Origin of the sequence: Citrobacter sp. Cb004, assembly GCF_030337065.1 — a bacterium.
Classification (GTDB): Bacteria; Pseudomonadota; Gammaproteobacteria; order Enterobacterales; family Enterobacteriaceae; genus Citrobacter; species Citrobacter braakii.
Genome location: NZ_JAOWCH010000046.1, coordinates 149,299 through 171,975, shown reverse-complemented (window position 1 = coordinate 171,975; position 22,677 = coordinate 149,299). Strand labels below are relative to the sequence as shown.

At 53.7% G+C, this 22,677-nt stretch carries 22 protein-coding genes; 10 read left to right on the top strand and 12 right to left on the bottom strand.

Annotated features, from left to right (window positions below):
* The first annotated feature begins 2 nt into the window (after positions 1 to 2).
* From OGV65_RS06000 to OGV65_RS05985, 4 genes are all read left to right on the top strand, one after another.
* Entirely contained in the window at positions 3 to 950 is a 948-nt protein-coding gene (locus OGV65_RS06000) for a carbohydrate kinase family protein (protein WP_047358601.1), read from the top strand.
* A 9-nt stretch (positions 951 to 959) separates the two neighbouring features.
* On the top strand, positions 960 to 1,943 hold the full coding sequence (gene ydjG / locus OGV65_RS05995; protein WP_016152824.1) for an NADH-dependent methylglyoxal reductase: 984 nt from the start codon (positions 960 to 962) through the stop codon (positions 1,941 to 1,943).
* 136 nt (positions 1,944 to 2,079) lie between these two features.
* Positions 2,080 to 2,838 (top strand): DeoR/GlpR family DNA-binding transcription regulator, encoded by a 759-nt coding sequence (locus tag OGV65_RS05990; protein WP_016152825.1) that lies wholly within the window; start codon positions 2,080 to 2,082, stop codon positions 2,836 to 2,838.
* 140 nt (positions 2,839 to 2,978) lie between these two features.
* On the top strand, positions 2,979 to 4,337 hold the full coding sequence (locus tag OGV65_RS05985) for an MFS transporter (RefSeq protein WP_047498903.1): 1,359 nt from the start codon (positions 2,979 to 2,981) through the stop codon (positions 4,335 to 4,337).
* Between the two features lie 37 nt (positions 4,338 to 4,374).
* Here OGV65_RS05985 and pncA read toward each other — a convergent pair whose 3' ends face one another.
* Genes pncA through sppA form a run of 3 tightly spaced genes read right to left on the bottom strand, consistent with a single transcriptional unit; the run spans position 4,375 to position 7,956 of the window.
* Positions 4,375 to 5,013, bottom strand: coding sequence for a bifunctional nicotinamidase/pyrazinamidase (pncA, locus tag OGV65_RS05980; RefSeq protein WP_016152827.1), 639 nt, complete (start codon positions 5,011 to 5,013; stop codon positions 4,375 to 4,377).
* Between the two features lie 14 nt (positions 5,014 to 5,027).
* Positions 5,028 to 6,044, bottom strand: a complete 1,017-nt coding sequence (gene ansA, locus OGV65_RS05975) for an asparaginase (protein WP_047498899.1) — start codon at positions 6,042 to 6,044, stop codon at positions 5,028 to 5,030.
* Between the two features lie 55 nt (positions 6,045 to 6,099).
* Positions 6,100 to 7,956 carry a signal peptide peptidase SppA gene (gene sppA, locus OGV65_RS05970; protein ID WP_016156312.1) on the bottom strand — a complete coding sequence of 619 codons (1,857 nt, stop codon included), beginning with the start codon at positions 7,954 to 7,956 and terminating at the stop codon, positions 6,100 to 6,102.
* Positions 7,957 to 8,131: 175 nt separating this feature from the next.
* Here sppA and OGV65_RS05965 point away from each other — a divergent pair, with 175 nt between their 5' ends.
* From OGV65_RS05965 to topB, 3 genes are all read left to right on the top strand, one after another.
* Positions 8,132 to 8,683, top strand: a complete 552-nt coding sequence (locus tag OGV65_RS05965; protein WP_016152830.1) for an NAD(P)H nitroreductase — start codon at positions 8,132 to 8,134, stop codon at positions 8,681 to 8,683.
* Positions 8,684 to 8,799: 116 nt separating this feature from the next.
* Entirely contained in the window at positions 8,800 to 9,843 is a 1,044-nt protein-coding gene (selD, locus tag OGV65_RS05960; protein ID WP_103766207.1) for a selenide, water dikinase SelD, read from the top strand.
* A gap of 4 nt (positions 9,844 to 9,847) precedes the next feature.
* The gene (gene topB / locus OGV65_RS05955; protein WP_019076618.1) at positions 9,848 to 11,794 is read left to right on the top strand and encodes a DNA topoisomerase III; all 1,947 of its coding nucleotides are present in this window, start codon (positions 9,848 to 9,850) and stop codon (positions 11,792 to 11,794) included.
* A 63-nt stretch (positions 11,795 to 11,857) separates the two neighbouring features.
* On the opposite strand, the gene gdhA is transcribed toward topB, so the two are convergent.
* Positions 11,858 to 13,201 carry an NADP-specific glutamate dehydrogenase gene (gene gdhA / locus OGV65_RS05950; RefSeq protein WP_047498892.1) on the bottom strand — a complete coding sequence of 448 codons (1,344 nt, stop codon included), beginning with the start codon at positions 13,199 to 13,201 and terminating at the stop codon, positions 11,858 to 11,860.
* 237 nt (positions 13,202 to 13,438) lie between these two features.
* On the opposite strand from gdhA, the gene OGV65_RS05945 reads away from it, so the two are divergent.
* On the top strand, positions 13,439 to 13,714 hold the full coding sequence (locus OGV65_RS05945) for a YnjH family protein (protein ID WP_016152834.1): 276 nt from the start codon (positions 13,439 to 13,441) through the stop codon (positions 13,712 to 13,714).
* Here the strand turns inward: OGV65_RS05945 and OGV65_RS05940 are convergent.
* A complete protein-coding gene (locus OGV65_RS05940) occupies positions 13,674 to 14,087 on the bottom strand; it encodes a pyrimidine (deoxy)nucleoside triphosphate diphosphatase (protein WP_181220522.1) in 414 nt (137 codons plus the stop codon). The genes OGV65_RS05945 and OGV65_RS05940 overlap by 41 nt on opposite strands.
* A 79-nt stretch (positions 14,088 to 14,166) precedes the next feature.
* On the opposite strand from OGV65_RS05940, the gene OGV65_RS05935 reads away from it, so the two are divergent.
* Positions 14,167 to 14,736 carry a carboxymuconolactone decarboxylase family protein gene (locus OGV65_RS05935; RefSeq protein WP_181626070.1) on the top strand — a complete coding sequence of 190 codons (570 nt, stop codon included), beginning with the start codon at positions 14,167 to 14,169 and terminating at the stop codon, positions 14,734 to 14,736.
* Positions 14,729 to 15,352, top strand: a complete 624-nt coding sequence (locus OGV65_RS05930; protein ID WP_279265041.1) for a CDP-alcohol phosphatidyltransferase family protein — start codon at positions 14,729 to 14,731, stop codon at positions 15,350 to 15,352. The genes OGV65_RS05935 and OGV65_RS05930 overlap by 8 nt, the downstream gene beginning before the upstream one ends.
* 100 nt (positions 15,353 to 15,452) lie before the next feature.
* Here the strand turns inward: OGV65_RS05930 and OGV65_RS05925 are convergent, their stop codons facing one another.
* From OGV65_RS05925 to xthA, 7 genes are all read right to left on the bottom strand, one after another.
* Complete coding sequence (locus OGV65_RS05925; RefSeq protein ID WP_094761843.1) at positions 15,453 to 16,760, bottom strand: sulfurtransferase; 1,308 nt, start codon at positions 16,758 to 16,760, stop codon at positions 15,453 to 15,455.
* Positions 16,761 to 16,846: 86 nt separating this feature from the next.
* On the bottom strand, positions 16,847 to 17,479 hold the full coding sequence (locus OGV65_RS05920) for an ATP-binding cassette domain-containing protein (protein WP_279265040.1): 633 nt from the start codon (positions 17,477 to 17,479) through the stop codon (positions 16,847 to 16,849).
* Positions 17,479 to 19,014 (bottom strand): ABC transporter permease family protein, encoded by a 1,536-nt coding sequence (locus tag OGV65_RS05915; protein WP_181628764.1) that lies wholly within the window; start codon positions 19,012 to 19,014, stop codon positions 17,479 to 17,481. Before OGV65_RS05915 ends, OGV65_RS05920 begins: the two co-directional genes overlap by 1 nt.
* On the bottom strand, positions 18,987 to 20,156 hold the full coding sequence (locus OGV65_RS05910; RefSeq protein WP_286454735.1) for an ABC transporter substrate-binding protein: 1,170 nt from the start codon (positions 20,154 to 20,156) through the stop codon (positions 18,987 to 18,989). The genes OGV65_RS05915 and OGV65_RS05910 overlap by 28 nt, the downstream gene beginning before the upstream one ends.
* Before the next feature lie 32 nt (positions 20,157 to 20,188).
* On the bottom strand, positions 20,189 to 20,899 hold the full coding sequence (locus OGV65_RS05905; protein ID WP_191220085.1) for a TVP38/TMEM64 family protein: 711 nt from the start codon (positions 20,897 to 20,899) through the stop codon (positions 20,189 to 20,191).
* Positions 20,896 to 21,552 carry a TVP38/TMEM64 family protein gene (locus OGV65_RS05900; protein ID WP_286454734.1) on the bottom strand — a complete coding sequence of 219 codons (657 nt, stop codon included), beginning with the start codon at positions 21,550 to 21,552 and terminating at the stop codon, positions 20,896 to 20,898. Before OGV65_RS05900 ends, OGV65_RS05905 begins: the two co-directional genes overlap by 4 nt.
* Before the next feature lie 223 nt (positions 21,553 to 21,775).
* The gene (gene xthA / locus OGV65_RS05895; protein ID WP_016156323.1) at positions 21,776 to 22,582 is read right to left on the bottom strand and encodes an exodeoxyribonuclease III; all 807 of its coding nucleotides are present in this window, start codon (positions 22,580 to 22,582) and stop codon (positions 21,776 to 21,778) included.
* Between the last annotated feature and the right edge of the window lie 95 nt (positions 22,583 to 22,677).

The window sequence follows — 22,677 nt, the reverse complement described above, 5'->3', positions numbered from 1 at the left end:
ACATGGATAATATCGAGGTTATTTGTATAGGGGCAGCTATTGTTGATATTCCCTTACAGCCGGTGAGTAAAAATATTTTTGATGTTGATTCTTATCCGTTAGAAAGAATAGCGATGACAACCGGCGGCGACGCAATTAATGAAGCGACTATTATTTCTCGTCTCGGCCATCGTACAGCGTTAATGAGCCGGGTAGGTGCTGATGCAGCAGGTCATTTTATTCTCGACCACTGTCGTCGGGAGAATATAGATATTCAGAGCCTGAAGCAGGATGCCGCAATTGATACCTCTATTAACGTGGGATTAGTCACCGCCGATGGCGAGCGTACTTTCGTGACTAACCGTAACGGCAGCCTGTGGAAGCTGAATATCAGCGATGTTGATTTTGACCGCTTCTCTCAAGCAAAGCTGCTGTCGCTGGCGAGTATTTTTAATAGTCCGTTACTGGATAGCGATGCACTGACGGCAATTTTCGCTCAGGCGAAAGCGCATCGGTTAATTATCTGTGCGGATATGATCAAACCGCGGCTTAATGAAACACTGAAAGATATTCGACAGGCATTGAGCTACGTGGATTATCTGTTTCCTAATTTTGAGGAGGCCAAACTGCTCACCGGGAAAGAGACGCTGGATGACATTGCCGACAGTTTCCTGAACTGCGGCGTGAAAACAGTCGTGATTAAGACCGGCAAGAGAGGCTGCTTTATCAAACGTGTCGATATGAAAATCGAGGTTCCAGCCGTTTCGGGAATTACCGCCATCGACACTATCGGCGCGGGAGACAATTTTGCCTCGGGATTTATTTCCGCGCTGCTTGAAGGCAAAACACTGCGTGAGTGCGCGCTGTTTGCTAATGCAACGGCGGCCATATCGGTTTTGAGCGTAGGGGCCACGACGGGTGTGAAGAACAGAAAGCTGGTTGAACAACTTCTCGATGAATATGAAGGATAATAGCGGCAGATGAAAATGATTCCTTTAGGCAGTACGGATATTACGCTTTCCCGCATGGGATTAGGCACATGGGCGATTGGCGGCGGTCCGGCGTGGAACGGCGATCTCGATCTGCAGGTCTGTATTGATACCATTGTTGAGGCGCATCGCTGCGGTATTAATTTGATTGATACCGCGCCAGGTTACAACTTCGGCAATAGTGAAGTGATTGTCGGGCAGGCGCTGAAAAAACTGCCGCGTAACGATATCGTTGTTGAAACCAAATGCGGCATCGTCTGGGAGCGAACAGGAAGTTTGTTTAACAAAGTGGGCGACCGGCAGTTGTATAAAAATCTCACACCCGAGTCGATTCGCGAAGAGGTGGATGCCAGTCTGCAAAGACTGGGTATTGAGAGCATTGATATCTACATGACCCACTGGCAGTCGGTCGAACCCTGTTTTACGCCGATTGCGGAAACCGTCGATACACTAAACGCACTCAAGAAAGAGGGGAAAATTCGTTCTATCGGTGCGGCTAACGTCGATGCGGAACATATCAGGGAGTATCTCAAACACGGTGAGCTGGATATCATCCAGGCCAAGTACAGCATCCTTGACCGGGCACTGGAAGCTGAACTGCTGCCGTTATGTCAGCAGCATGGCATCGTGGTGCAGGTATATTCACCGCTTGAGCAGGGTCTACTGACCGGAACTATTGATCGCGATTATGTCCCTGGCGGGGCGCGGGCCAACAAAGTCTGGTTCCAACGAGACAATATGCTACGGGTGATTGACATGCTTGAGCAATGGCGGCCGTTGTGCGAAAAATACCGCTGCACAATCCCCGCGCTGGCACTGGCGTGGATTTTAAAGCAAAGCGATTTAATCACCTTGCTGAGCGGCGCAACCGCACCTGAACAGGTCCGTGATAATGTTCAGGCGTTAACGATTCCCCTGACCGATGATGATTCTTTATTGATGAGGCGAATGGCTGAGGCGTTGGATACAAAATAAGCCAAATGGGGTTCACCTCTGTTTCTGCGTAAAATAGCACTAAAATCTGTGATTCAGACATGTTATTTTGAAAATAAACATGGCCTGTGAGATACTTGGGTCTTATTATTACTTTGCAGCAAACAGAGGTGTCATCGTGGCGGCAAAAGACAGGATTCAGGCCATTAAGCAAATGGTGGTGAATGATAAGAAAGTAGCGGTATCTAATTTAAGTTCGATCTTTCAGGTGACTGAAGAAACGATTCGCCGCGATCTGGAAAAACTGGAAGATGAAGGGTTTTTGACCCGAACATATGGCGGTGCTGTACTCAATACAACCGCGTTGTCCGACAATATCCATTTTTATAAGCGTGCAAAATCTTTTTTTGAAGAAAAGCAGATCATTGCCCGTAATGCATTACCGTTCATTAAAAATAAGACCACCATGGCTGCCGACGCCAGCAGTACCGCGATGGAATTATTGAAACTGTTGAAGGAAAGAAACGATCTGACGCTACTGACCAACTCGGCTGAAGCTTTTCATGAACTTGCACAGTCAGAAATTAACGTTGTTTCTACTGGCGGTGAATTAAATAAGAATACGCTGTCGCTTCAGGGAAGGATCACCAAGGAGATTATCAGCCGCTATCATGTTGATATCCTGGTAATGAGCTGCAAAGGTCTGGATATGCAGAGCGGAGCGCTTGACTCTAACGAAGCGGAAGCGGAAATCAAAAAGACGATGATCCGCCAGGCGACCGAGGTGGCTCTGTTGGTTGATCATTCGAAGTTCGATCGTAAAGCGTTCGTCCAGCTCGTGGACTTTAGCCATATTAATTACCTAATAACCAATAAGGCACCGGGTGCAGAGTGGATTGCATTTTGCAAAGAAAATAATATTCAACTCGTATATTAATTTTAACGTGGGTCGTATCGATATTATTTTAGTTTGCACCTGGAAAATGCCAGAAGAATCTAATGATGATGGATGGCGCGGTGAGATTTTTTCTGCCGCGATCGCCATACTTTCTATTTAGCTTAATTTGAGGCATCCAGATGGAACAATGTGACCCTATCGGTGCAAGATTAGATCGCTTACCTTTATCTCGATTTCATTTTCGTATTTTCGGCATTATCAGTTTTAGTTTATTAGTCACCGGTTTTCTCAGCTATTCCGGGAATGTGGTGTTGGCAAAATTAGTCAGTACCGGTTGGTCAAATAATTACCTCAACGCCGCGTTTACCTCGGCTCTGATGTTTGGCTATTTTATTGGCTCACTAACCGGTGGCTTTATTGGTGATTATCTTGGTCGACGCAAAGCGTTCCGCTTCAATTTGCTGATCGTCGGGGTCTCTGCCTGTGCGGCAACGTTTGTGCCTAACATGTATTGGCTTATCTTTTTCCGCTTCCTAATGGGGAGCGGAATGGGAGCGCTGATTATGGTGGGCTATGCCTCATTTACTGAATTTATTCCGCCCGGGGTGCGTGGGAAGTGGTCTGCTCGCCTGTCGTTTGTCGGCAACTGGTCGCCGATGCTTTCAGCGGCGATTGGCGTTGTGATTATCGCCTTTCTAAGCTGGCGGATGATGTTTTTACTCGGTGGCATGGCGATGCTCTTAGCATGGTATCTGTCGGGAAAGTATTATATTGAATCTCCTCGTTGGCTGGCTGGCAAAGGAAAGAGAAACGAAGCTGAAAAACATCTTCTACAGGTGGAACTGCAAATTCAGAAAGAAAAAAACATCACTTTACCTCCCTGCCATAGCGATTGCCTGACGGCGGATATAAGCACGGAAAGTGATTCATTTTGGCTCTTGTTCAAAGGGCCGATGTTGCGTTGTACGCTGGTGGCAATCACCGTGCTTATCGCGATGAATATTTCGCTCTATACCATTACGGTATGGATCCCGACGATTTTTGTTAATTCGGGAATCGATGTGACGAAATCTATTTTTATGACCGCGATAATTATGATTGGCGCACCCGTTGGGATATTTATTGCCACACTGATTATTGATCGTTTTCCACGTCGATTGTTTGGTTCATTCTTGTTGGTTATTATCGCGCTGCTCGGATATTTCTATTCGATTCAAACCGAAGAGTGGGCTATTTTGAGCTACGGGCTGGTGATGATCTTTTTTTTGTATATGTACGTGTGCTTTGCCTCTGCGGTATATGTCCCCGAACTGTGGCCCACACACCTTAGATTGCGGGGATCGGGCTTTGTGAATGCCGTGGGAAGAATTGTCGCAGTATTTACGCCCTATGGCGTCGCTATCTTGTTGACCCGCTACGGCTCGATTACGGTCTTTATCGTGCTAGGCATAATGCTGGTGCTGTGCGCGCTGATTCTTTTTTGCTTTGGCATCGAAACACGCAAAGTTTCGCTGGAAGAGATTTCGACACTGGCTTGAGATAACGTGCCGACAGGGGGGATCCTGTCGACATCAATTAGCGCTGGGTTTCCAGCCAGTCATCAAGCGTATACAGCGTCGCGCCCGCTGCGGCCATTTCCATAAACGCCTCTGCACTGTCCTGGGGTTGAATATTGACGCCACGGCAGCCGTCGGTAATAACGCTGACGGTATAACCAAGATCGAGCGCATCCAGAACGGTGAATTTAACGCAATAGTCGCTAGCCAGACCCATGATAATAAGCTCAGCAATACGGTGTTCGAGCAGCCAGGCGTTCAGCGCGGTTGCCTGACGACGACCGTTATCAAAAAACGCACTGTAACTGTCGACCAGCGGGTTCTCGCCCTTGGTGAAGGTTTTCGCTATTGCACGCTGGTTCAGCAGCGGATGCAGGGCCGCCCCTTCGCTGTTTTGCACGCAATGATCGGGCCAGAACGTTTGCGCCAGACCATCCAGTTGTCCCTGACTGTAGGGGGCGACCTGATGCTGGCTGGCAAAACTACCGTGATTAGCCGGATGCCAGTCCAGACTGGCAACAACCGTGTCGCCGCGTAGGGCGCACCAGTCAATCAGACGGTTGGCAATCTCGATTGTGCTGTCGCCTTGCGGAACAGCGAGAGCGCCGCCGGCACAAAAGTCATTTTGTAAATCGACCAACAGTAAGGCTCGGGCCATGGGCATAGACTCCTTTATTCGTCCGGGGTGAGCTCGCCGCGCAGATTTTGCGTCATAGCTTCACGAATGCTCTGCACATCCAGTCCCTGACTGAGTAAATAGTGCAATTTGGTGAGCGTGGCTTCGACGGTCATATCCGCGCCGCCAATCACGCCAGCGTGGGCGAGGGCATTACCCGTCGCGTAGCCACCCATGTTTACCTTGCCGGACATACACTGGGTTAGGTTCACCACCACAATGCCACGCGAGCTCGCATCTTCAAGTTCTTGCAGAAACTCTTTATTTTGCGGTGCATTGCCCACGCCGTAGGAGCGCAAAATTAACGCTTTTACCGGCTGGCGCAGGAAGTTACGCACCACATCAGCGGAGATACCTGGGTAAATGGTGACCACGCCAATCGGTTGTGGAGTAATAGGATGAACAATCAGTTCACCTGTGCCGTGCGGTGCTGGCGGAGTTCCCAGTCGACGGATGTGGATCCCGGCTTCCAGTAGCGGCGCAAGGTTGGGTGAGGCAAAGGCGTCAAAGCCATCGGCGTGCGCTTTAGTGGTACGGTTGCCGCGAAACAGTCGATTGTTGAAAAACAGGGTGACTTCATTGATCGGGTAATTTGCCGCAACGTACAGCGCATTGAGCAGATTGATTTGCCCGTCTGAACGTAGCTCTGCCAGCGGAATTTGTGACCCTGTCACAATTACCGGTTTACCCAGATTCTCCAACATAAAAGAGAGCGCCGAAGCCGTAAACGCCATAGTGTCGGTGCCGTGCAGAATGACAAAACCATCGTAATCGTCGTAGTGCGCTTTAATGTCTTCCGCAATATGCTGCCAGTCTTCCGGCGTCATGTCGGAGGAATCCATCAACGGGACGTATTCGTGGATGGTGAAGTCTGGCATCTCCGGGCGGTGGAATTCAGGCATCAATGCCAGTTGACGCTGGAGATGACCAGAAACAGGAATATAACCCTGTTCTGAGCGCTGCATACCAATGGTACCGCCGGTATAGGCAACGTAAATCGATTTCTTTTGCATGACTTTTCTTCTGTCTCAATGAAAACCCCTCTTCATCCCGAAGAGGGGGCAATTGTTAGCGAACGTTGGCGCAGGTCAGGCAAAACGCATATCGGTTTTGCGGATCGTTAAACGCGGCCAGCTTATCGCTTTCCGCTTTAACTGCACTGGCCGCAGAAGCAAGCGGTGCCGGAAGCATGGCCTGAATAGCTTCGGGCAGCATGGCGCGAACGGAGCCTGACATGCTGTCCATTACCATATCGACGAATGTCGGTTCATCCTGATAATACGCAATGTGCCACTGTTTCAGCTTGGCAAGCTCAGCCGCTTTCGCGATGGCGTCGTCAAAATCACCGAGGCTGTCTACCAGTCCGTTGGCTTTCGCATCCTGACCGGTCCAGACGTGGCCCTGCGCGATTTTGTCAATCTGCTCAGGGGTTGTCTTACGTGCATCCGCGACCAGCGTGATAAAGCGCTTATAGCCATTTTCAATGCTCAATTGCATCATTTGCTGCACTTCAGGCGGTAACGCTTTGGTGATGGAGATATCCGCCAGCGGGGAAGTGGCCACGCCATCGGTATGTACACCAATGGAATCCAGGCTGTTTTCTACGGTGTTGATCACACCAAAGATCCCGATTGAACCGGTTAACGTGCTGGGGTTTGCCACAATGTAACTGGCTGGGGTGGAGATCCAGTAGCCACCGGAGGCCGCCATGCCGCCCATAGACACGACAACCGGTTTACCCGCCGCTTTTGCCGCAGCCAGCTCAGCACGAATGACTTCCGAGGCGCTGACGCTGCCGCCAGGACTGTTCACGCGCAGTACAATAGCTTTCACTTTCGGATCGAGACGCGCTTCGCGGATTTGTGCGGCAGTGGTGTCGCCCCCCACATTTCCTGGGGTTTCTTCACCGTCCATAATCGCGCCGTTCGCGAAGATAACGCCAATGCTGTCTCCGGTATCCGCCGGCGTTTTCAGCGAATAATCGTAATAGCTGACGGCGCGATAGTTTTTATCCGCTTTGCTCCAGCCAAACTGTTTGGTCAGCATTTTTTCGACTTCGGCGCTGGAGGCGAGTGCATCCACCAGTTTGTTGTCGAGCGCATATTTCGCCGTATCTCCATCGACCTTCGTCAAACCGTCCAGCATCGCCTGTGCGCCAGGGAACACCTGCTGAGCTGGGATCTGGCGGTTGGCGGCGACCGTGTCGAGATAGTTCTGCCACAGTTCGCCGATCCAGCGACTGTCGGCTTCACGCGCGGCAGGAGACATATCATCGCGGATAAACGGTTCTACGGCAGACTTATAGGTCCCGACGCGGAACACGTGCGTGGAAACTTTCAGCTTATCGAGCAGGGACTTGTAGTACAGACCGTTGGTGGCAAAGCCGTGCAGATCAACGGAACCCTGCGGAGAGAGGTAAATTTTGTTAGCAAAACTGGCGAGGTAATACTGCCCCTGGCTGAAGTTATCGCCCACGGCAAAGACCGGTTTACCGCTGTCGCGGAATTCCCGCAGTGCTTTGCCGATATACTGCATGGAAGGCTGGTCTGCCCCGGCAAAATTTTTCAGATCCATCACGATGCCGGTGATGTTGCGATCATCTTTTGCCTGGCGAATCGTATTCACGATATCGAACAGGGAGTTTTCCTGCAGACGATCGGAACTGGCGCCAAACAGCTGACGGCCAATAACGCTTAAACGACTGGTGCTCGAAGGCTTATCGACAATCACCCCGGAGATATCCAGCAGCAGCGCGCCTCGCTCAGCGTGTTCGCTGGTGTTGCTGCTGCTGACCTGCATCCAGATGCCCACGCCAACCAGCACCAAAAAGATGAAGAACAGGTTAAGCACAAATTCACGGACGAAATTGAGTAATCGCCATGTCCATTTAAAAAATCCGGCAATAAATCGCCACAGGGTTCGCATGTATTCTCCCTACCAATTAACAACACGCCACCCCGAAATCCCGGAGAAAGGCGATAAGATGAGGCTATCGTAATGACCCGACAGGCACTTGTCAGCAGGAATCACCGCCTGTGCTGTAACAAAATCCGCTCACGTGTTAATTTTGTGAACAAATTTCATTGTTGGAGTTAAGCAAATGGATGCACTCGAATTACTTATGACCCGTCGTAGCGCCTCTCGTCTCGTCGAACCGGCCCCGGCAGGAGAACAACTGCAAAATATTCTGCGTGCGGGAATGCGCGCGCCGGACCACAAAACGCTGCAACCGTGGCAATTTTTTGTCATTGAGGGCGAAGGGCGTGAACGCTTTGCCGCCGTGCTTGAAAAAGGCGCTATTGCATCTGGCAGCGATGAGAAGGCCCAGGAAAAAGCGCGCAGCGCGCCGTTTCGCGCACCGCTGATTATTACCGTGGTGGCGAAATGTGAAGCAAACGACAAGGTTCCGCTATGGGAACAGGAAATGTCTGCCGGTTGTGCGGTGATGGCCATGCAGATGGCTGCCATTGCCCAGGGCTTTGGCGGTATCTGGCGCAGTGGCGCATTAACTGAAAGTGAGGTCGTCCGCGAAGCGTTTGACTGTCGCCCACAGGATAAAATCGTCGGTTTTCTCTATCTGGGCACACCACAGTTGAAAGCTTCCACGACGATTACCCTTGCCGATCCGAGCGCATTCGTCCGTTATTTCTGATATCAACGGCAAAACTGTCTGGATTATGAGCAAAGGCACCCGAATTCAGACAGTCACTCTTACCACATCATGGAATGAGCGCTACCATATCCGGATTGCAATGACAGGAGATGTCCATGAGCGAGCAAGCTATTCGTTTAACGCAATACAGCCACGGAGCCGGTTGCGGTTGTAAAATTTCCCCGAAAGTGCTGGAAACCATCCTGCACAGCGAGCAGGCGAAGTTTGTTGATCCAAACTTACTGGTGGGTAATGAAACCCGCGACGACGCGGCTGTATACGATCTGGGAAACGGCACCAGCGTAATCAGCACCACCGATTTCTTTATGCCGATTGTCGATAATCCGTTTGATTTTGGCCGCATCGCCGCCACCAACGCCATCAGCGATATTTTCGCCATGGGCGGCAAACCGATTATGGCAATTGCTATCCTGGGCTGGCCGCTTGATAAGCTGGCGCCGGAAATCGCCCGCGAAGTAACCGAAGGCGGACGCTTTGCCTGCCGTCAGGCGGGTATCGCGCTGGCGGGGGGGCACTCTATTGATGCCCCTGAGCCTATCTTTGGTCTTGCGGTAACCGGCGTTGTTCCAACTGAACGCGTGAAGAAAAACAGCACCGCCGAGGCGGGATGCAAGCTGTTTTTGACCAAGCCTCTGGGTATTGGTGTCCTGACCACCGCAGAAAAAAAATCGCTGCTGAAGGACGAGCACAAAGGGCTGGCGACGGAAGTGATGTGCCGGATGAACATTGCCGGGGCGGCATTTGCCGATATTGACGGCGTGAAAGCCATGACCGACGTTACCGGTTTTGGGCTGCTGGGGCATCTGAGCGAGATGTGTCAGGGGGCCGGCGTTCAGGCGCAGATCGTCTACCAGGCTATTCCTAAGCTGCCAGGTGTTGAAGAATACATCGCGCAGGGCGCGGTGCCGGGCGGTACCCAGCGTAACTTTGCCAGCTACGGACACCTGATGGGTGAAATGCCGCAGTCGGTTCGCGATCTGCTCTGCGATCCGCAAACTTCCGGTGGTCTGCTGTTAGCGGTAACGCCGGAAGCTGAAGCCGAAGTTAAAGCGTCAGCGGCGCAGTTTGGCATCGACCTCACCGCGATTGGTGAGTTAGTGGAAGCTCGTGGCGGTCGCGCCATGGTTGAGATCCGTTAACTCGATGCGGTTGTTTATTGCCGAAAAACCGAGTCTGGCGCGCGCTATCGCCGATGTGCTGCCGAAGCCACATCGCAAAGGTGACGGTTTTATCGAATGCGGAAACGGGCAAGTGGTGACCTGGTGTATTGGTCACCTGCTTGAGCAGGCGCAGCCAGATGCCTATGACAGTCGTTATGCTCGCTGGAGTCTGGTTGATCTGCCGATTGTCCCGGAAAAGTGGCAACTGCAGCCGCGTCCCTCGGTGACCAAACAGCTCAACGTTATTAAGCGATTTTTGCATGAGGCCAGTGAAGTCATTCACGCAGGTGACCCCGATCGTGAAGGACAGCTGCTGGTGGATGAAGTGCTGGATTACCTGCAACTGGCCCCTGAAAAGCGCCAGCAGGTGCAACGCTGCCTGATTAACGACCTCAACCCGCAGGCCGTCGAGCGGGCGATTGAGCGTCTGCGCGCCAACAGTGAGTTCATCCCCCTTTGCGTGTCGGCACTGGCGCGAGCGCGGGCGGACTGGCTGTACGGTATCAACATGACGCGCGCTTATACCATTCTGGGGCGTAACGCGGGCTATCAGGGCGTACTTTCGGTCGGGCGCGTGCAGACGCCGGTGCTCGGACTGGTTGTGCGTCGCGATGAAGAGATTGAAAACTTCGTTGCCAAAGACTTCTTCGAGGTAAAGGCGCATATCGTGACGCCCGCCGATGAGCGGTTTACCGCTATCTGGCAGCCGAGCGAAGCGTGTGAGCCGTATCAGGATGAAGAAGGGCGCTTGCTAAACCGCACGCTGGCTGAACACGTGGTAAACCGCATTAACGGTCAGCCGGCGATCGTCACCAGCTATAACGATAAACGGGAATCAGAATCCGCGCCGCTGCCGTTTTCGCTATCGGCGTTGCAGATTGAAGCGGCGAAACGCTTTGGCTTAAGTGCGCAAAACGTTCTGGATATCTGCCAGAAGCTGTATGAAACCCATAAACTGATCACCTATCCGCGTTCGGATAGCCGTTATCTGCCGGAAGAACACTTTGCCGGACGTCACGCGGTGCTGAACGCGATTAGCGTCCATGCGCCGGATCTGCTTCCGCAACCGGCGGTCAATCCCGATACGCGAAACCGCTGTTGGGATGATAAAAAAGTGGATGCCCACCACGCCATCATTCCAACCGCGCGCAGTTCGTCCATCAACCTGAACGATAATGAAGCGAAGATATACAATCTGATTGCCCGTCAATATCTGATGCAATTTTGCGCGGATGCGGTATTCAGGAAGTGCGTTATTGAGCTGGACATCGCGAAAGGTAAGTTTGTCGCCAAAGCCCGTTTTCTGGCTGAGGCCGGATGGCGTACGCTGCTTGGCAACAAAGAGCGCGACGAAGATAACGACGGGACGCCGCTGCCGGTGGTGGCAAAAGACGACGAACTGCTGTGCGAAAAAGGCGAAGTGGTTGAACGACAGACCCAACCTCCGCGGCACTTTACCGATGCCACGCTGCTGTCAGCGATGACCGGAATCGCGCGCTTTGTGCAGGATAAAGATCTGAAAAAGATCCTGCGCGCAACGGACGGACTGGGAACGGAAGCGACGCGCGCCGGGATTATCGAGCTGCTGTTTAAGCGTGGTTTCCTGGTGAAGAAGGGGCGCTATATCCATTCTACCGATGCCGGAAAAGCGCTGTTTCATTCGCTGCCTGAAATGGCGACGCGTCCGGATATGACTGCGCACTGGGAATCTATCCTGACCCAAATCAGCGAAAAACAGTGTCGATATCAGGATTTCATGCAGCCGCTGGTGGGGACGCTGTATCAGCTAATCGATCAGGCGCGCAGCACGCCGGTACGACGCTTCCGTGGTATTGCCGCACCGGGTAGTAGTGGTGGTGACAAGAAAAAGAGCGCGCCGCGTAAACGCACGGCGAAAAAAAGCCCGCCATCTGAAGAGGCGGGCCTGTAATGCGCTCTTAGGCTGGATAAGGCATGTGTGCCACATCAAGCCTACGGGAACAACAGATCTGAATTAAATCACACCCTGGCCCAACATCGCGTCGGCAACTTTCACGAATCCCGCGATGTTGGCGCCACGTACGTAGTTGGTTTGCTTGCTTTCGCCGCCGTACTCGACGCAGGCATGGTGAATATCCAGCATGATGTGGTGCAGGCGCGCATCCACTTTCTCCGCTTTCCAGCCCAGACGCGCGGCGTTCTGCGCCATTTCCAGACCGGATGTCGCTACGCCTCCTGCGTTGGCCGCTTTACCCGGCGCGAACAATACACCGGCTTCCAGGAACAGATCGGTGGCCTCGATGGTGGTAGGCATGTTTGCCCCTTCGGCGACAGCCTTCACGCCGTTGGCGATCAGCACGCGTGCCGCATCGACATCAAGTTCGTTCTGGGTGGCGCACGGCAGGGCGATATCAACCGGAACCGACCACGGCTGTTGGCCCTCCAGATAGGTCAGGCCAAATTCGCGGGCGTAATCCGCCACGCGGCCGTCGCGGCTGTCTTTGATCGCGCACAGACGCGCCAGTTTTTCTTTGGTAAATCCGCTTTCGTCGACCACGGTACCGCTGGAATCGGAGGCGGTGACTACTCGCGCGCCAAACTCCATGGCTTTCTCAATGGCGAATTGCGCCACGTTACCGGAACCAGAGACGGCCACGCGCATGCCTTCAAAGCCCAGACCATGGCGTTTGAGCATCGCTTCGGTGAAGTACACCAGACCGTAGCCGGTAGCTTCCGGGCGAATCAGGCTGCCGCCGAAAGAGAGACCTTTACCGGTAAAGACGCAGGCGCTGTTGTTGGACAGTTTTTTCATCATCCCGGCCATAAAGCCGACTTCACGACCGCCCACACCGATATCGCCCGCCGGAACATCGGTATCGGGCCCTAAATGGCGGAACAGTTCGGTCATCAGCGCCTGGCAGAAACGCATGATTTCGCCTTCGCTTTTACCTTTCGGATCGAAATCGCTCCCGCCTTTACCCCCGCCCATTGGCAGCGTGGTGAGGGCGTTTTTAAATGTTTGCTCGAAGCCAAGGAATTTCAGGATCGACAGGTTCACGGAAGGGTGGAAACGCATCCCGCCTTTGTATGGGCCAATGGCGGAGCTAAACTGCACGCGCCACGCGCGGTTGACCTGCACCTGATTGCGATCGTCCAGCCAGACGACGCGGAACTGGATCACGCGCTCCGGTTCAACCAGACGTTCCAGCAACGACATCTGACGATAACGCGGGTTTTGTTCGAGGAAGGGCCACAGTGTCGTCATTACCTCACGAACGGCTTGCGCGAACTCGGTCTGATTCGGGTCGCGCTTTTGCACATGGTTAAGGAATGACTCCAGAGAACATGTCTGATCCATAGATATAAGTACCTCTTATGTATTGATATGGTTATATTTTTGATTTTTGTGTTAAGTGTTTTGCAGTTTTTGACTATAACATCAGCAGTGTGACGGGACGCAAGAAAAAATTAACCGCGCTAAGTAAATTAATATTGCGGCGTGGGTCATAACCAAAAGCGATGATGGCAAGGGCTAAAGTTTCTGCCGGTTTATACCGTTATACTGAGCATAACTGTCAGTCAAAAAGGAAAGAATATGCGCCGTATAATCATGGCAGGAGCGTTGGCACTGGTGTCCAGCGCGACGCTGGCAAATCAGCTCTATCGCCCGGACGTGCAGGTGAATGTCCCGCCGGAAGTGTTCAGTTCCAGCGGTCAGCGGGCGCAACCCTGTAGTCAGTGCTGTATTTATCAGGATCAAAACTACTCAGAAGGGGCGGTGATTAAAGCGGATGGCGTTTTGCTTCAGTGCCAGCGTGATGATAAAACGATCAGCACGAATCCGCTGGTCTGGCGTCGCGTAAAAGGATAAACGCTTCTAATAGCGGGATATCGGCAGGCGCCAGCGGATAACGCAGCGCCTCTTCGGGTGAACACCAGACGATATCCTGATGCTCATACGCTCTCAGCTCCCCCTGATATGACGGTACATGCCAGGCATGTAAGTGAATGAGTCGGCCTGAAACCTCGCGTTGATGGCTGGCAATGTAGCGCCCAACGACCGCCTCGATGCCCAACTCTTCACGCAGTTCACGGACCAGCGCCTCTGGCTGACTTTCCCCCGGCTCAACCTTACCGCCAGCAAACTCCCACATACCTGACTGATCCGCATGCTGCGGGCGTTGAGCCAGTAAAATTTTGCCATCCCGTTCAATGATAGCGGCGACCACGTCGAGGGTTTTCATTATATTCATCAAGATCTAACGGTAGAAAATGACATACTATCGTTATCTTTGTTTTATCTAAAGTATTCAGGAGCCACCGTTGAACGATCCTCAGTCGTGGGTAAAACCGTTAACGCGTATCCCTTCCAGTTTGCAACCGCTCGTTGCTACGCAGAAAAAACATTATGGTGATGTGCTGCATCCCACGCGCTGGTGGGGGCGGATGCCGTTCCTGTTCTGGCTGGTGGCGCTGTTTGTCGGGTTTCTGGAGCGTAAAAAGGCGCGCCTGTCACCGGTGATGCGCGCGCTGTTGATGACCCGCGTTTCTCAGGTGTGCCATTGCGCTTTCTGCGTTGACGCCAACAGTTTACGGCTGGCTGAACGCTGCGGCGCGCTGGATAAAGTCTTACAGGTTGCCAGCTGGCAAGAATCAACGCTATTTAGCGCAGAAGAACGTGTAGGGCTGGCCTATGCTGATGCGGTCACCGCAACGCCACCACAGGTTGACGATGCGCTGAAAGCGCAGATGAAGCAGTATTTTACCGATGACGCCATTACTGAAATGACCGCGCTGATTGCGTTTCAAAATCTCTCGGCGCGTTTTAATGCCGCTCTCGATATTCCCTCCCAGGGACTGTGCGACAGTTTTAAAGGACGCCCGCATGCTTGACCGTCATCTTCATCCGCGATTAAAACCGCTTTTGCATCGCTGCGTGGGCATCATTGATCAACCGGCGATTACCCCGGACGGACTTACGCTGGTCGGTTTTGCTATTGGCGTGCTGGCGTTGCCATTTCTGGCGTTAGGCTGGTATATGGCGGCGCTGGTGGCCATTGTACTCAATCGGCTGTTTGACGGGCTGGATGGGGCGCTGGCACGGCGCAGAGGGCTAACGGACGCGGGAGGATTTCTCGATATCTCGCTCGATTTTCTGTTTTACGCCTTAGTGCCGTTTGGTTTTATTCTTGCTGTGCCGGCGCAAAATGCGCTGGCAGGCGGTTGGCTGTTGTTCGCGTTTATTGGCACCGGCAGCAGCTTTCTGGCCTTCGCCGCGCTGGCGGCAAAGCATCAGATTGATAACCCCGGTTATGCGCATAAATCGTTTTATTATCTGGGCGGACTGACCGAAGGAACCGAGACGATTTTGCTGTTTGTGTTGGGATGTCTGTTCCCGGAATATTTTGCCGTAATGGCGTGGGTCTTTGGCGCGCTGTGCTGGATGACGACGTTCACCCGGATCTGGAGCGGATATCTGACGCTGAAGGCGATCCAGTGTCAGGCGTAACGTAGTGCGTTGCCGGATGCGCTTCGCTTATTCGGCCTACAACGATGGTTTATGTAGGCTGGGTAAAGCGTTCTCGCTGCATCCGGCAACAATGACAATCTTACTTGCTGGCGTCCGGACCCCGTTCACCGCTGGTGACCGGGTTTTTTGGAGAGCTGCTCCACTCATACCAGCCGCCGTCGTAGACGGAGACGTTTTTCCAGCCCATTGCGCGGGCATACATAAACGTTTCCGAAGCACGCCAGCCGGTACCACAATAGAATGAGACCTGTTGCTCTGGCAGGATGTTCCATTGCTTCCACATGGCGGCGATGTCATCGGCGCTGCGCATGGTGCCATCCGGATTATGGAAATCTTCCATGTGGGTGGAGTCGCTGCCTGCATGGCCCCAACGCGCCCCTGCGATCTCACCTTTTGGCTTAATGTAGCTATAGCCGCTGGTCGTACCGATAAATTCCGGCCATGAACGAATGCTCACCAAAGACGCATCCTGGCGATGCAGCAGACCGCGAGCCTGTTCCATATCCAGCATCAGCTGCGGTTGGGCAGGGATCGTCACGCCGAAATCAGGTTCAGGCTTCACCGTTGGTGCAGTACCGCGTTCGACCGGTAAACCTGAGTCAGACCAGGTCTGCCAGCCGCCGTCGAGCAGACGAACATCTTTCACACCTGCATACAGCATAATTTGCGCCACGCGCGCGGCGGCGTAGACATCGCGGCCGTATAAAATCACCGTGGTGTCGTGGCGGATGCCGTGTTTCGCCAGCATCGCTTTGAGCTGCGCGTCGGACACTTTATTCCACAGCGGTTCGCTTTCGACTTCGTTGGTATCAATGTAGCCCGCGCCAGGGATATGGCTGAGCAGATACAACTTCGGCGCGCCCCAGGCGGCTTCAATCACTTTCCAGTCACCGGCCGGTTTGGCGGTCACCTCTTTACCCTGCTGAAGGTCGTGCAGCCACTGCGGGTAAACCAACTGTTCGAAGTGCGGCAGACGTTGCAGGCGGGCAGGGTCCGTAAGCGCATCGCTGAGGGTTGAGATAGCGTTAAAGCCGACTTTCTGCAGGCGGGATTTGACGGCCTGCATGTCAGTATCGCTGCCATACAATGCCACCGGCGCGTCGGTTTTCAGGTGATGTGCCTTAACCCAGGCGCTGAGTTGTTCATCATTCATCTTGTCGAGCCAGGCGGCAGACAGGTTCAGTGCGGAAGGCTCGTGTCCTGAAGGACCATTAAGCGATTGCGGCCAGCCGTTGTAAAAAGCGCTCTGACGGGTATCGATCGCCGCGCCTTGCTTTTGCTGTAACTGGTTGAGGGTGAGCGTCTGTGCTGTTTCAGCAGCCCAGGAAGAAGCGCAAGCGAGCCCTAAAGCCAGTGCCAGCGCGGTCATTTGAGAAACACGTTTCATCGAATAGCCCGACGTTGAAAAAGAGGACGACATTCTGTGCCGCCAGTTAAGTAAAAACCTTGCGTTAACGCAGCATATCGCCACATTCACGCCCAGTTTTCCATCTGTAATACGCGACCTGCTGGCGGAACGTCCTGCGCATCGTGGGTAACCTGGACCACCGGAATACCCAGTTTACGTACTTCGGTGAAGACCCACTGGCGAAAGGTATCGCGCAGCGACGCATCCAGCCTGCTAAAGGGTTCATCGAGTAACAGCGCCTGGGGTTGCGCCAGCAGCGCGCGAAGCAGGGCGACACGCGAGCGTTGCCCGCCGGAGAGCGAAGCCGGATCGCGTGAATAAAATCCTGCCAGGCCCGCGCGTGCGAGGGCGCTTTCCACCGCATGGCGTCTGGCGGGACCTTGCACGCTGGCGGGTAAGGCCAGCAGTAAATTCTGCCCAACGCTGAAATGGTCAAACAGCAGCGCATCCTGAAACAGAATGCCAATCTGGCGCTGCGCGGTAGGCATTGTGTCTACGCGCTGTTCGTTGAGCCACAGTTCGCCTGACGCCTGAAACTGAGGAGACAACGCCCCGATCATCCACGAAAATAACGAAGACTTACCGCTGCCGGAAGGTCCCATAATGGTGACAATGTCACTTTTATTAACCTGGAAATTAACGTTCTTCAGTAGCGCTGTCGTACCCTGGTACAACGAAACGCCTTGTACAATGAGCATTAGCGGAGTCCTTGTCGAAAGCGGCCAATCCACGCAGCGAGAAACGCCGCCAGTGCGAAAATTATAAGCGGTAACAGAAGCTGCCATAGCGCCTGGGTTGCCAGAATGGCGGTGCTACCGCCGCTGCTTAATGCCACCGCTTCGGTGGTCAGCGTGGGATAGCGCCCGGCGCCTAACCACAGCGTCGGCATATACTGGGCGATACTGACTGAGAACCCTACCGCGAAGGCAACCAGCGCCGGGCGCGCCAGCTGCGGACATTTTACTTGCCAGAATATGCGCCCCCGGGTCCAACCCAGCGTTTGCGCAATCAAAATCAATCGTGGGTCAATGCGTTGCCACGCCGGTTTGAGCACAAACAGCATCCATGGCATCACCCACAGCAGGTGTCCCCAGACAATGGTTATCATCAGCCCATCCTGTCCGGCATATAACGCCAACAGATACTGTCCAGTTACCAGCGGCAGCGCAGGCAAAATGAGCGGTAGCCAGACCCAACGGTGTCCGGTTTGTGGACCCCATTCCAGCCAGGCAAAAAGTATCAGCAGCGCCAGCACGCTGGAGAGAAGCCCCAGTTGCAGGCTATTGCTGAGCGCCTCGCTATTTAGCGACGAATAGCTGGCGATCAGCGCCAGAACCAGCGCGCACACCACACCGCCAAAGGGCAAAAGTTGTACCAGCGAACGGCCGATTGTACAGGATGAAAAACGCAGGCGTTCCCCGTTTACTGCGGGAATAGTGCGTTGCCAGGCGCGCCAGAGCAGATACCCCGCCAGCGCGATGATGAGTAGCAGCAGTACCAGCAGCAGGCTGGCGAGTGCTCCTTTAGCCTGTTGCTCGGCATCGCCCTGACTGAGCCATTGCCAGCTCAACACGGCAAGCGTTGGTGGGTTTCCGGGACCAAGGACGATTGCTACATCCACTACCGAGAGCGACCAGGCGACGATCGCCAGCATGGCTTTGCCTAACGCGGGGGCGAGAGAGGGCAGAACCAGCCAGTTCAGGCATTGCAGTCGGCTGTAACCCAGCGAATCCAGGACGATAACCTGCTGCGAAAGCTGTTTTTCACTCAGCAGAGCTGAGAGGATCCATAACAAAAAGGCACTCTCTTTTACCGCCAGCGTAACGCCAAGCCCAATGCCGTAGCGGTCAGGCTGGGAGCTGAGAAACGGGAGCCATTGCCAGAGCATGCCGCCTTCGGCAAAAACCAACAGCACGCTGGTGGCGAAGGCAACGTGCGGAATCGCCAGCAGCCACGGAAGACGCGTGCACAGACGCGCCCAGCCCGCGCCGGGCCATAAGGCGAGGATCGCCAGCAGGGCGATGATCAGCGCGCCGCCAGCCGCGAGGCTTACGGAAACCAGCGTTGCCAGTAACGCCTGCGGGAGTTGAGGATCGCTAAATAGCGCCAGCCAGTGTCTGGTGCTCAGCGCCGGCGTTATCAGAGAAAAAGCCGCTGGCGCCAGCGGCAGATAAACGCCCGCCATGATGGCCCAGAGTAGCAGAATTAATGTGTACCGTAGCGGCGTAGCCATTCTTGTTCCAGAGCGTTTACCCATGCAGCATGCGGTTCTGGCAGTACGGCAGGGAGCCCTTGTGGGATCCGCGCCAGCAGCGCATTACGCTGGTCGACAGGCAATTTTTGTGGATCAAGCACCGAAGGATCTCCCCAGACTGACGGGTCGGCCTTACGCAGCTGCGCTTCGGGTGAAAGCAGGAAATTTGCCACGACTTTCGCTCCGGCGCTGGCACGCGCATTCGCTGGAATGGTGACAAAATGCACGTTGCCGAGCATGCCCTGTGAGAAACCAAAACTATAGCTGCTTTTGGGTAATTCACCGCTGGCCACTTTTTGCTGCGCGTGGGCAGGATTAAAGGTCATTGATAAACGCAGGGTGCCACCGTTGAGCAGCGCATCCATTCGCGCGGGCGTGGGCGGAAAATCTTTACCTTCGCGCCACAGGGCAGGATGCAAAGCATCAAGGTAATGCCACAATGGAGCGGTAACGTCGGCGAATGTGGACGTATCTGGCGCTATTTTCAGCGCCTGCGGCTTGTTGGTGAGCGAAATTAACAACTGCTCAAGAAAAGCCGTTCCGGTAAAGTCTGGCGGACGCGGATAGGTCACCGTGCCAGGGTGCGCCTGGGCAAACTCAAGCAGTGCCTGCGGGGATTGCGGCGGCTGCGCGGTGAGATCGTGCCTGGCAATAAAGGTAAGCTGTGCGCCGCCCCACGGTGATTCAGCCCCCTCCGTTGGAATGGAAAAGTCTTCGTTCACCGGTTTCTGGGTATCAACATAGCGCCAGTTAGGCAGCGTTTGTGCCCACTGGGTCTGTAGCAGCCCGGCTTCTTTCAGCGTGCGGAAATTTTCGCCGTTCACCCACAGTAAATCGACCGAGCCACCGGTTTTTCGCCCAGATGCCGCTTCCGTCTGGATACGTTTTACGGCGTCGGCGGCATCCGCCAGGCGTACGATTTTCAGGTTAATGGCATAGTGCGATTTCATCTCGCCGCTAACCCAGTCGAGATACTGGTTAACTGCGTTGTCGCCACCCCAGGCGTTGAACCACACCGTCTGACCGCGGGCGTCATTTTTGATTTGCTGCCAACTGGCGTCCTCGGCGAAAGCCGCCAGCGGAGAGAGCAGCAAACTCAGGCACAATAAGCAGTAACGCATAATATCTCCATTGCTAAAAATGGGGGAAAGACTCAGGTCTTTTTCCGTTGATGCTCAAGATAAAGGCTTCTGGCCACGGCAATCACCACGCTCAGAGCGAACAGGATGAACAGGCCGGTAACAAACCAAAATGTGCCGCCGGTTAACAGGCTACCAGCCCATGAATAGACGATAGTGGCCGGTAACTGACCGATGCCGGTGGCGATGAAGAAATGGCGAAAACGAATCGAGGTCAGGCCTGCTGCGTAGCTTACCGGGTCGAACGGCACAAAAGGTAACAGGCGACAGACAAGAATTGTGTGCTTGCCATAGCGCTCGAAAAAAGTGTCCATGTTGTTCAGCACCGTTTTTCCGGTCAGTTTTTCCACCGCGCTGCGACCTAAAACACGGGCAATAAAAAAGCACAGCGCCGCGCCAGCCATCGCGCTGCTCCAGGACAGAACGCCGCCCCAAAATGCGCCAAACAGCGAGGCATTGGCAAAGGTGATCACAAAGGCGGGAAGCGGTGCGACGATGGCCTGTAAGATCATCAGGAAGAACGACACGACCGCCGCCTGGGTTCCGTAAGAACGAATGAAGTTCTCAAGAGCATGCTGATCGAGCGTGGTAAATGCCGCCAGGCTGGCGTGAAGAAAATCACTCACGCCAGGTATCCACGCCCACGCCATCAGGGCGAGCAGCAGCAGGGCAAGCAAGCTTAAACGGTAATAGCGTGTCCGCCGCGCTTTATTCATCTTGATCATTTACCCGCGTACTCGTGACCGGGCGCCGGATCGACATGTTTATGTCGCGCCCAGGCTTTGGCTGCCTGAACGAGGACGAATAGCGTCAGCCCCGCAACGCTGAGCTTACCGATAAATGCCCAGCTAATCCCTTCGCTGGCCAGTTCGTGCGACATCAGCGTATAGATAAAGATGCCGGGCAAGGTGGTTAGCGCAGATATCACGGTAAATGACCAGAACGGAATGGCCGTCAGCCCATAGGCATAGTTTTGAATGTTATAGGGGAACAGTGGCACGAGCCGGGTCAGGATCAGAAAGTCTACTCCACTATGGGCAATGCCTTTTTCGATAGCCTGAAACGTTGCCGTATGGCCAACGTATTTCAGCAGTAATTCCCGGCCAAGCCAGCGAGCCAGCATAAACGACAGCGCCGAAGCCATGGTTGCCGCCACTAACGAGATAAGCGTCCCTGTCACCGGGCCAAACAGCACACCGCCGACGATCACCAGAATGCTGCCAGGGATCAGACACAGCGCGGCAACTATAAACAGCAGGATATAAAGGGTATAGCCGAACAGGCCGCTTTGGCGGATGACATCTTGTAAATGATGGAAATTGGTGATCAGATCGGTCAGACCGTAATGATGGAAAACTCCCGCCAGAACGCAGAACAATACCGCAACAATTAGCAGCCGATATTCTGCGTTATGCGAACTTCTTTTTCATGGGGGTTCTCCTGTAAAACCGAATGCAATGTAGCGTTTTCGTCAGCGAAAAGTGCGCGCGAAGATATAATAAATTTCCGGCCGCAACAATGTATTACCGTGGCTTTATTGATTTTGCACAGAATAAACAGACTCTCCAGGCCTGGCCCGGAGAGTGAAAATACGCAGACGATCAGACGCGGAATTTAGCCCATACAGGCGCATGGTCGGACGGCTTTTCCATGCTGCGGATTTCATAGTCGATGCCGGTTTCTTCGCAGCGCTCCGCCAGCGGTTTGCTCGCCAGCAGCAGATCGATACGCAGGCCACGGTTATCGTCAAAGCCTTTTGAGCGGTAATCAAACCACGAGAACTGGTCGTTCTTTTCAGGCCAGGCGTGACGGTAGGTATCTACCAGGCCCCAGCCCAGCAGACGTTCCATCCACTCGCGCTCTTCTGGCAGGAAGGAACATTTGCCGGTACGCAGCCAGCGTTTACGGTTCTCTTCGCCAATACCGATATCGAGGTCGGTTGGGCTGATATTCATATCACCCATGATCAATACCGGATTGTCGCGCTTCAGTTCAGTCTCCAGGTAGTTTTGTAGGTTCTGATAAAACGCGGCTTTGGCCGGGAACTTGGTTTCATGGTCACGGCTTTCGCCCTGCGGGAAATAGCCGTTGATCACAGTGATGCTGCCCAGAGGCGACGGAATTTCCGCCATGATGATACGACGCTGCGCTTCTTCGCCATCACCCGGGAAGCCACGACGCACCGCAATCGGCGTTTCTTTCGTTAATAGTGCTACGCCGTAGTGGCCTTTCTGACCGTGATAAAAGACGTTATAACCCAGCTTTGCTACCTCTTCGAGAGGGAACATATCGTCGTGGACTTTTGTCTCCTGTAAGCCAATAACATCCGGTTGGTGTTTTTCGACAATGGCTGCCAGTTGATGGGGACGGGCACGCAGGCCGTTGATATTAAAAGAGACAAATTTCATAGTCGCTGTCACTTTGCAAGATGAATAGTGCAAGGATGGTAGCAGAATTTCTGCAGGCTGACTGCTTCTTGTCACCTGATTCCAACAATGATTGC